This is a genomic window from Burkholderia sp. Ac-20392, from assembly GCF_017104585.1.
GTDB lineage: Bacteria > Pseudomonadota > Gammaproteobacteria > Burkholderiales > Burkholderiaceae > Burkholderia > Burkholderia lata.
In genome coordinates, this window is record NZ_JAAGPB010000041.1 from 25,033 (window position 1) to 34,612 (window position 9,580).

Annotated in this window: 8 protein-coding genes and 1 pseudogene; all 9 read right to left on the reverse strand. The window is 66.5% G+C overall.

Translation table 11 applies throughout. The features are described 5' to 3' along the window. Nucleotides 1-341: 341 nt before the first annotated feature. Complete coding sequence (locus G3N99_RS08520; RefSeq protein ID WP_174937992.1) at nt 342-2,357, reverse strand: glycoside hydrolase family 3 N-terminal domain-containing protein; 2,016 nt, start codon at nt 2,355-2,357, stop codon at nt 342-344. Between the two features lie 366 nt (nt 2,358-2,723). After that, nucleotides 2,724-3,620: a LysR substrate-binding domain-containing protein gene (locus G3N99_RS08525; RefSeq protein ID WP_206122143.1), complete on the reverse strand. Its 897-nt coding sequence runs from the start codon at nt 3,618-3,620 to the stop codon at nt 2,724-2,726. A gap of 49 nt (nt 3,621-3,669) precedes the next feature. Continuing rightward, a complete protein-coding gene (locus G3N99_RS08530; RefSeq protein WP_174932266.1) occupies nt 3,670-4,395 on the reverse strand; it encodes an amino acid ABC transporter ATP-binding protein in 726 nt (241 codons plus the stop codon). Between the two features lie 40 nt (nt 4,396-4,435). Beyond that, nucleotides 4,436-5,092 (reverse strand): amino acid ABC transporter permease, encoded by a 657-nt coding sequence (locus G3N99_RS08535; protein WP_011349406.1) that lies wholly within the window; start codon nt 5,090-5,092, stop codon nt 4,436-4,438. Beyond that, on the reverse strand, nt 5,089-5,853 hold the full coding sequence (locus tag G3N99_RS08540; protein WP_174932268.1) for an amino acid ABC transporter permease: 765 nt from the start codon (nt 5,851-5,853) through the stop codon (nt 5,089-5,091). Before G3N99_RS08540 ends, G3N99_RS08535 begins: the two co-directional genes overlap by 4 nt. A gap of 43 nt (nt 5,854-5,896) precedes the next feature. Next, entirely contained in the window at nt 5,897-6,721 is an 825-nt protein-coding gene (locus tag G3N99_RS08545; protein ID WP_206122144.1) for a transporter substrate-binding domain-containing protein, read from the reverse strand. 51 nt (nt 6,722-6,772) lie between these two features. Beyond that, on the reverse strand, nt 6,773-7,843 hold the full coding sequence (locus G3N99_RS08550; RefSeq protein WP_174937998.1) for an ABC transporter ATP-binding protein: 1,071 nt from the start codon (nt 7,841-7,843) through the stop codon (nt 6,773-6,775). Nucleotides 7,844-7,883: 40 nt separating this feature from the next. Beyond that, nucleotides 7,884-8,726, reverse strand: a complete 843-nt coding sequence (locus G3N99_RS08555; RefSeq protein WP_174933063.1) for an ABC transporter permease — start codon at nt 8,724-8,726, stop codon at nt 7,884-7,886. Continuing rightward, nucleotides 8,723-9,580, reverse strand: a pseudogene (locus tag G3N99_RS08560) (ABC transporter permease). Before G3N99_RS08560 ends, G3N99_RS08555 begins: the two are co-directional and overlap by 4 nt.

Here is a 9,580-nt window from a genome sequence, read left to right on the forward strand (position 1 = left end):
TCGGGCGGCGGCCCCGGGTTTGGGGCCTTCGCGATATGCAGCGCGGGTTGCGACTCGAGATGGGGCGCGTGTTGTCTTGTACTTGCGCGCGTTGCCGGTCGGATGGATTCGTTGCAATGAGTGATCCGGACACACGGCGCGGACGATTGCCGGCCTGGCTGGACGCACAGCGCGTCACGGGCCCGCGGCGCAACGGGCGCACCGCGTTCGAGCGGCCACGGGCCGTCGCGATACTGCGATGCCGGATCGAAGATCGAGCGGGGCGATGCGCGTGCGCCGGTCATCGAGGTCGTCGATGCCGGCCGCGATCGGCGAGCCGGCATCGACAATGCGTCAGCGCATCAATACGTCAAACCGTATCCGAACGGATACAACGGATGCGCGGTATCGTGCGGCACGTCTTCCAGCTGCGCCGCGACTTCCGCCATCGACGACGGCAGCTCGAACGGCAGCTTCCCTTGCGGTTGGCCTTTCCCGGTCAGCACGTCGAACAGCGCGGCATCGGTCACGCCGAAATTGGCGAGGATCGCGGTGGCCTTGTCCTGCACGTTGGTCAGGATCGCGGGGCGATCCATGTACACCGAGACGATCGACTTCGGCGCAAGCGCGGCCTGCTTGATTGCCTCGTAGTCCGCACTACCGTCGACGAACGCAAGACTGCCTTCATGCTGCATCGAGCCGAACATGTAGTTCGGGTGCAGCGTCTGATAAGGCGTGCTCACGCGGAGAATCGCAACGTCCGCGGCTTGCGGCGTATCGACGACCTGATACCCGTATTGCCGTGCGACCGCGGGATCGATACCGTACAGCCAGACTTTCTTGCCGGACGCCGTCATCGGCAGCAGCTTGCCGTTGTTCTGCAGCAGCACCATCGAGCGGCGCTGCGCATCGAGTGCCTGGGCCTGGAAGTCGGCGTTGCCGACGATCTTGCCGGCCGCGTCTGCATCGACGTACGGATGATCGAACAAGCCTTGCTGGAATTTTTGCAGCAGGACGCGATAGGCCGATTCCGACAGACGGTCTTCCGACAACTGCCCTTGATTGACGGCGTCGATCAGGTCGCTCGGATCGTCGTCTCCGCCGAACTGGTCGATGCCGGCATTGACCGCTCGCACGAAACGCTGCACGCGGGTCGCGCCTTCCATCCCCCAGGGCATGCCCAGTCCGACGAACGAAGGGGATCCCGACGACACGCCGTTGATGCAGTTCGCGTCGCAGTCGTCGGCGATCAGCCAGTCGGACACGATCACCCCCTTGAAGCCGTATTTCCCGCGCAGCAGGTCGGTCAGCAGCGCCTTGTCGTAAGCACCGCCCACCGGCTCCAGCGTGATGCCGTCGACCGTGACCGTCATGTCCGGTTCGGAGTAGGTCGGCATGACCGAGCCGACGTTGGCCGCGAAGGCGCCTTCGAACGGCTTCAGGTGATAGGCGAAGTTGTTGCCCGGATAGGTCGCGTAGCGACCATAGTAGTTGTGGCTGTCGAACCCGAGTTTCTGCGCGCCATATCCGGCCCAGTGCTTGACGACCGCGATGACGCTATTGGCCTGAATGCCGTTGCTGCCGCCCTGGAAGCCTTCGATATAGGCCTGAACCTGCGTGCGCGCGAGATCGGCGTCCTCGCCGAAGGTGCCGTTGATGCGTGACCAGCGCGGCTCGGTCGCCAGGTCGGCCTGCGGCGAAAGCGCTTCGGTCATGCCGACCGCACGATACTCCTGGCGCGCGATATCGCCGAATTTTCGCGTGAGTGCCGCGTCGCCGATCGCGGCGAAGCCGAGCGTTTCGGGCCATTGCGAGAAACCGCTGCCGCCTGCGCTTGCGCCGAGCGTGTACTGGAAATGGTTGCGCGGGTCGGAACTGATCGACACCGGGATGCCGAGCCGCGACTGCTCCGCCAGCGTCTGAATCTGGTTGGCCTGATCGGCCATGGTGTGCGCGTCGCCACTCATGCGCGTGATATAGGTGTTGACGCCCCGCTGATTGATGAGCGTCTTGAGTGCCGCCAGATCGTAAGCGGAGCCGGTGCCTGAGCCGGTGGTGTCGTTCAGCACCGGAGCGGTGCCGTGCATCATCAGGCCGGCTTTCTCGGCCAGCGTGAGGCGGCCGACCAGGTCCCGCGCGCGCACGTCGGCACTCAGGCGCCAGTCCTCGTACGGTTCGAGCTGGCCGCTCTTGTCCATGTCCTTGAACTTCAGGCCGTCCCTGGTGATCAGGTTCAACGTCGTATAGCCGAAGTCCTGTTGCGTGACCGGCGTGGAAGGCGAGTCGACGCCGCCGCAGGCAAACAGCCCCAGGGTGAGCGCGGTGCCCGACGCGGCCCATGCCGATCGGCGAATGGCTGATCTCGTGATGCGTTGCATTCATGTCTCCTGAATCGGTTGTTTTGAGCGCGGCCGTGAAGCATTACAAATAGCCGCTGGCCACTTTACCGAGCTGTTTCAGGGGACGTTTTACCGCCGGGTGCAGGTTTTATCCCGATGGGGCGCGATGTTTGAGGCGGCATGGCGTGTCGGGTTTTCGAGGTGATCTGCCGACACGAACTGGTCACGCAGGACATCCGGGCGTGCTGAGCGACCGCGCTACAGGCGATCGCTCGTTGCCTTCCTTCATGGCGGGACTTTCGAATGATTCGGCGCGATGAGTGCGACCGCCGGATTCGGCCACCGGAGCCGGCGCCATCGCACATTTAGCGGGGTCGTGCCGCATGCGTAAGACGCGGCATCCGCTCAGGCCAGCGCGACACCCGCAGCGCCCTTGCGTTCGTCCGCGATCCAGCCGCCGAACAGCTGGATCTTCTGCTGCTGTTCCGCACCGTCCGGATACACGAAGAAATAGCCCATCCCCGTCGGCAACGACAGGTCGAACGGCATCACCAGCCGGTGCGCCGCCACGCTTTCGTCGGCGAGCGTCCTGTCGCCGATCGCGACCCCATAGCCGTCGATCGCCGCGTGCGTCGCGAGATCCAGCGTTTCGAAGCTCAGGCCGCGCGTCGAGTCGACGTGCGGTGCGCCCGCATGGTCGAGCCACCGCTTCCAGTCCCGGTGATCGCGGGTCGGATGCAGCAACGTGTGAGCGGCCAGGTCGTCGAGGCTCGTGAGCGGCTGCCGGTCCGGCAGGCTCGGCGCACAGACCGGCGTGAGCCGTTCTTCGAACAACGGGATCGCATGCATGTCGGGGCCGGCGCCGGCCGCGTAGATCACCGCGGCGTCGAACGGCTCCATGCGGAAGTCGACCTGATGATCCCAGGTGGTGGTGATCTGCACCTGCAGTTCGGGATGCTCGGCCTGGAACCGCATGATGCGCGGCAGCATCCACTGCATCATGCAGGTCGGCACCTTCAGTGCGAGTTCGGTACGCCTGCGCGAAAGGCGCATCGATACCTCCTCGATACGCGCGAAGCTTTCGCGCACCGTCGGCAACAGGAGCTCCCCTTCGGCCGTCAGCGTGAGCCCCTTGGGCGTGCGCTTGAACAGCGCAAACTGATAGAAGCTCTCGAGCGCGAGGATTTGCCGGCTCACGGCCCCCTGGGTCAGGCACAGGTGCTCGGCGGCGCGCGTGAAGCTGCCGTGACGGGCAACGATGTCGAACACCTGCAGCGCGTTGAGGGAGGGAAGTCGTTTCATCGGGAGAGTCGGGGTGGAGCGGGCGCGCGGCGGCGCGCCGCGGTATCGCTCAGTGCAGGATTTTCGCGAGGAAGTCCTTCGCGCGTTCCGATTTCGGATTCGAGAAGAAATCGTCCTTGCGGTCGTCCTCGACGATTGCGCCCTTGTCCATGAAGATCACGCGATGGGCGACCTTCTTCGCGAAGCCCATCTCGTGCGTGACGACCATCATCGTCATCCCTTCCTGCGCGAGTTCGACCATCACGTCGAGCACTTCGTTGATCATCTCGGGGTCGAGCGCGGACGTCGGCTCGTCGAACAGCATCGCGATCGGATCCATCGACAGCGCGCGCGCGATCGCGACACGCTGCTGCTGGCCGCCCGACAACTGGCCCGGAAACTTGTGCGCATGCGCCTTCAGGCCGACGCGGTCGAGCAGCTTCAGACCCTTCTCGTTCGCCTCGTCCTTGCCGCGGCCGAGCACCTTGACCTGCGCGAGCGTCAGGTTCTCGGTGATCGACAGATGCGGGAACAGCTCGAAATGCTGGAACACCATCCCGACCTTCGAGCGCAGCTTCGACAGGTTCGTCTTCCTGTCGCCGACCGACTGGTCGTTCACGAGGATCTCGCCCTGCTGGAACGGCTCGAGGCCGTTCACGGTCTTGATCAGCGTGGATTTGCCCGAACCCGACGGGCCGCACACGACGACCACTTCGCCTTTCCTGACCTCGGTCGTGCAGTCGCTGAGGACCTGAAACTGGCCGTACCACTTCGAAACGTTGCTGATGGAAATCATGGAAGTTCCTGGATCGTAATGAAGCGCGCGCGGCGCCGGTTCAGCGTGCCTTCGCGACGCGATAGCGACGTTCGAGCACGCGGGCATACCACGTCAGCGGGAAGCACATCGCGAAGTAAAGCAGCGCGACCATCGCGTAGATCGGAAACGGCTTGAATACCGCGTTGGTGATGATGTTGCCCGTCTTGGTCAGCTCGGTCAGCCCGATGATCGACGTCAGCGCGGTGCTCTTGACTGCCTGCACGAGGAAGCCGACGGTCGGCGGCAGCGCGATCTTCCACGCCTGCGGCCACACCACGTAGCGCAGTTGCTGGGTCCACGTCATGCCGAGGCTGGCCGCCGCGTTCCACTGGCCGCGCGGTACCGCGTCGACACAGCCGCGCCAGATGTCGGTCAGATATGCGCTGGCGTTCAGCGTCAGCACGACCGACGCGGCCACCCATGGCGTCACGTCGATGCCGATGAGCGGCAAGCCGAAGAAGCCGAGGAACAGCTGCATCAGCAGCGGCGTGCCCTGAAACAGCTCGACGTACAGGATCACGAAGCGACGCAGCGCGGCTGAAGCCGAGATGCGCATCGCCAGCAGCGCGAACCCGGCGACGCTGCCGCCGACGAACGTGATCAGCGACAGCAGCACGGTCCAGCGCGCGGCGAGCAGCAGGTTCCACGCAATATCCTGGAAGGTGAATTCGATCATCGTGCACGCTCCGTGGGAAGGCGGGTTTCGGGAGAGCGGGCGCGCCACGTGAAGCGCGCAAACCGGGTGCGCTGGGGCGCGGCCGCCGCGCCGCGCTGGGTGCGGCCCGAGAACAGCCGGCGGCCGGCGCGATTGAGCAGCATGCGCAATGCGATCGACAGCAGCAGGTAGATCGCGGTCACGACGATGTAGATCTCGAACGCACGGAAGTTGCGCGACTGGATGAAGTTCGCCGCATAGGTCAGGTCGGGCACCGAGATCTGCGAGACGACCGCGGAGCCGAGCATCACGATCAGCACCTGCCCGAGCAGCGCGGGGTACACGTTCGCGAGCGCCTGCGGCAGCACGACGTGACCGAACACCTGCCGGCCGTGCAGCCCGAGCGCGCGCGCCGCCTGCACCTGCCCGTGCGGCACCGATTCGATGCCGGCACGCAGGATCTCGACCGCGTACGCGCCCAGGTTGACCGTCATCGCCAGCACGGCCGCCTGTGCTTCGTCGATGTGCACGCCGATCCCGGGCAGCCCGAAGAAGATGAAGAACAGCTGGACCAGGAACGGCGTATTGCGGATCAGCTCGACGTAGGCCGCGACGAGCGCGCGCGCCCAGCGCGGCCCGGCGAGCGCGACCCACGCACCGGTGGTGCCGATCAGGCCGCCCAGCACGGTGGAGGCTGCCGTGAGGCCGAGCGTCACGCCGATGCCGCGCGCGAGCATGCCGGCGTAGAGGCCGAAATCGCTGAAGTCGAACACGTAGGTCATCGCGATGCCTTTCGTCGTGAGTGCGGGGCGGGGGCGGCGTGCATCACAGGTCGGCCGGGAGTGCCGCGTGCAGCCACTTCTGCGACAACGTATTCAGCGTGCCGCTCTTGCGGGCGCCGGCGATCGCGTCGTTGACCTTCTGCATCAGGCGCGGCTCGTTCTTGTTCAGGCCGACGTGATCGGGCGAGCTGAACAGCGAGAACTTCTGTTCCGGATCGATCGACGGATGGCGCGCGATGATCGTCGCGCCGACGTCGTTGCCGACCACGAGCAACTGCGCCTGTCCCGACAGGAACGCCGCGATCGCGCCGTTCGGGTCGTCGAAGCGCTTGATCGTCGCGCTCGGCGGCGCGACCTTGCTCACGCTCAGGTCCTCGAGCGTGCCGCGCGCGACCGCGACCGATTTGCCGGCGAGATCGGCGTTGCCCTTCACGGCCAGCGATTTCGGGCCGAACACGGCGAGGTAGTACGGCGCATACGCGTTCGAGAAGTCGATCACCTTCGCGCGTTCCGGCGTCTGTCCGACCGACAGCAGCATGTCGGTCTTGCGGTCGGCGAGATAGGCCATCCGGTTGTCGCCGGTAACCTGAACGAGTTCGACTTTCGCGTTGAGCGCCTTGCCAATCAGGTTCGCCATGTCGATGTCGTAGCCTTGCGGCTTCATGTCGGGGCCGATCGAACCGAACGGCGGGTAGTCCTCGAACACGCCGATGCGCACGACGCCCGATTTCGCGATCGTGTCGAGCGCGTCGGCGTGCGCGAGCGGCGCGAACGCGGCAAGGCCAGCAGTGCCGGCGCAGGCGCAGAGGAGGACGGTACGGGCGAGCAGGCGCTGCACGTGGCGGGTGGCTTGGGACGTTGCGTTCATGGTGAGATCCTCGTTGCTGCGCTGGACTGCACGGGAGAAAGGAAAAGGAAATCAGGCGCCGCGGGCGGCGATGAGCTTGCACGCATGGGCGGGCAGTTCCGCGAGCACCGGCATGCCGACGTGGAGGTCGGGCGTTTCGCGCGGCGTCGTCGCGGCCGTCAGCGTGAAGCCCCGGCAGTCGATCGTCGCTTCGATCGACGCGCCGACGTCGCGCACGAACGTGATCGTGCCGGCCAGCGTATTCGGCGCCGAAGCCGGCTGGCCCGGACGCACGCAGACATCCTCGGGACGAATCAGCAGGCGCACGCCATCGGTCGCGCGTGGCGTGTCCGGCGCGCGCCGGATCGCGAGACGCTGCCCGCCGGGCAGGACGATGGCGTCGTCGCCGTCGCACGCGACCGGCAGGATGTTGCCGAGGCCGATGAAATCGGCGACGAATTCGTTGACCGGATCGCGATAGATGTCGAGCGGCCGGCCGACCTGCTGGATCCGGCCTTTCTCCATCACGACGATCTCGTCGGCCATCGTCATCGCTTCGCGCTGGTCGTGCGTGACCATGATCGTCGTGATGCCGAGCCGTTGCTGGAGCAGCCGGATCTCGACCTGCATCGCCTCGCGCAGCTTCGCGTCGAGCGCCGACAACGGCTCGTCGAGCAGCAGCAGGCGCGGCGACGATGCGATCGCACGGGCAATCGCGACGCGCTGGCGCTGTCCGCCCGACAGTTGCGTGACGAGCCGGTCGGCCATGTGCGGCAGCTGGATCAGTTCGAGCAGCTCGGCGACGCGCCGTGCCTGCGCGGCCTTGTCCGTCTTGCGCAGCCGCAGCGGATACGCGATGTTCTGCGCGACCGTCATGTGCGGAAACAGCGCGAGCGACTGGAACACCATGCCGAAGTCGCGCCGGTTGGCGGGCACGCGCGTGAGGTCGCGGCCGGCGAACGTCAGCGTGCCGGAGGTGGGCGTTTCGAGGCCGGCGATGATCCGCATCAGCGTGGTCTTGCCGCAGCCGGACGGGCCGAGAAAGCAGACGAGCTTGCCGTCCGGCACCGACAGGTCGACGTGATCGACCGCATACGCCTGGTGGAAGCGCTTCGTCACGTTCTGGAGGATGAGCTGGGTCATGAGGGTTCCTTGCACGGGCGAGGGCGAGATGGCGCGCGCGTCAGAGCGCGACACCCTTGTCGCCGACGAGTTTTTCGAGCATCCAGATCAGCGCGAAGTCGATCGCGACGGTGAACACGGCGAAGCAGAACACGGTCGGGTCGAGCGACGAGACGGTGCGGCTGTAGAGCCAGACCGGCAGGGTCATCGTGTCGATGCTGTACAGGAAGAACGTCACCGTGAATTCGTTGAACGACACGATGAAGGCGAACAGCATCCCGGCGAGGATGCCGGGCCGCATCAGCGGCAGCACGACGTCGACGAGCGCGCGGCGCGGGCTCGCGCCCATCAGGCACGCGGCTTCTTCGAAATCGGGGCCGATCGACGCGACCGACGCCGCGCAGTTCTTCACCGTGAACGGCAGCGTCAGGATCACGTGCGCGACGACGAGCCGCGCGATGCCGAGTTCGACCGGCAGCGCGTTGAACACGATCAGCAGCGCGAGGCCGAGCATCACGAGCGGATAGACGATCGGCAACGCGACGAGCTGCTCGACGAGCGTCTTGCCGCGGAAGCGGTAGCGGGACAGCGCGTAAGCCGCGGGCACCGACACGGCGGTCGCGATCAGCATCGTCGCGACCGCGACGACGAGGCTCGTCGTCAACGCGGCGCCCATCGACTGGGCGCTGCCCGCATCGGACGACACGAACGTCTGCCAGGCGGCCCGATACCAGTGCAGGCTGAATTCGCGCGGCGGGAATTCGAGCGTGCCCGAAGCGCCGAACGACATCGTGATCATCGTCAGGATCGGCAGCGACGCGAGCAACAGCACGAGCGTCGCGAGCCCGCCGGTGACGCGTCCGAGGCGGCCGGGCATCGGCGCGCGCAGGAGCAGGGCATTCATCGGTTCACCTCGTCGGTGCGTTGCAGGGTGCGCACGAGGCGCTGCGAAACCGCCATCACGACGAGCGTCGCGCCCATCAGCACGACGCCGGATGCCGACGCGGCGGGCCAGTTGAGCAGCGGTGCGACCTGGTCGTGCACGAGTACGGCGAGCATCGGAACGCGTCGACCGCCGAGCAGCAGCGGCACCGCGAACGCGCTGGCGTTGTACGCGAACACGAGCAGTGCGCCGGAGACGAGGCCGGGCATCGCGAGCGGCAAGGTCACGTGCCGCAGCGCCTACGAGCGGCTCGCGCCGAGCGTCGCGGCGGCTTCGCCGTACGCGCGGGACACCGCGCGCAGCGCGCTCGACAGCGGCAGCACGGCGAGCGGGAACGCGGTCTGGATCAGCCCGAGCAGCACGCCGTGTTCGCGGTACAGCAACTGCAGCGGACGCCCGATCACACCGGTGGCCAGCAGCGCGCGGTTGAGCAACCCGGCCGGGCCGAGGATCACGAGCCAGCCATAGCCTTGCAGCAGCAGGTTCACGAGCAGCGGCAACAGCACGCCGGCGAGCAGCAACCGGCGCGCGAGCCGCGATTCGGTCCGCGCCATCGCGAGCGCCACCGGGATCGCCAGCAGCACCGCGCACACCATGCTCTGGAACGCGAGGCGCAGCGTGAGCCACAACGACGTCGTGAAGTACGGGTCCGCGAGGTCGAGGTAGTTCTGCAGCGTGAAGGTCCGCCATTCGTCGCCGGACACGCCGACGCTCATGCGCAATACCGTGACCGTCGCGGCGGCGAGCACCGCGAGGAACGCGAGGATCGGCGCGAGCAGCACGGGCACGGCCGCGTAGCCGATCACGCGCGCCAT

What these genes read in the sequence shown, in the direction of transcription:
- G3N99_RS08520 (WP_174937992.1), bottom strand. Translation starts at nt 2,357, where the DNA reads ATGCAACGCATCACGAGATCAGCCATTCGCCGATCGGCATGGGCCGCG.
- G3N99_RS08525 (WP_206122143.1), bottom strand. Translation starts at nt 3,620, where the DNA reads ATGAAACGACTTCCCTCCCTCAACGCGCTGCAGGTGTTCGACATCGTT.
- G3N99_RS08530 (WP_174932266.1), bottom strand. Translation starts at nt 4,395, where the DNA reads ATGATTTCCATCAGCAACGTTTCGAAGTGGTACGGCCAGTTTCAGGTC.
- G3N99_RS08535 (WP_011349406.1), bottom strand. Translation starts at nt 5,092, where the DNA reads ATGATCGAATTCACCTTCCAGGATATTGCGTGGAACCTGCTGCTCGCC.
- G3N99_RS08540 (WP_174932268.1), bottom strand. Translation starts at nt 5,853, where the DNA reads ATGACCTACGTGTTCGACTTCAGCGATTTCGGCCTCTACGCCGGCATG.
- G3N99_RS08545 (WP_206122144.1), bottom strand. Translation starts at nt 6,721, where the DNA reads ATGAACGCAACGTCCCAAGCCACCCGCCACGTGCAGCGCCTGCTCGCC.
- G3N99_RS08550 (WP_174937998.1), bottom strand. Translation starts at nt 7,843, where the DNA reads ATGACCCAGCTCATCCTCCAGAACGTGACGAAGCGCTTCCACCAGGCG.
- G3N99_RS08555 (WP_174933063.1), bottom strand. Translation starts at nt 8,726, where the DNA reads ATGAATGCCCTGCTCCTGCGCGCGCCGATGCCCGGCCGCCTCGGACGC.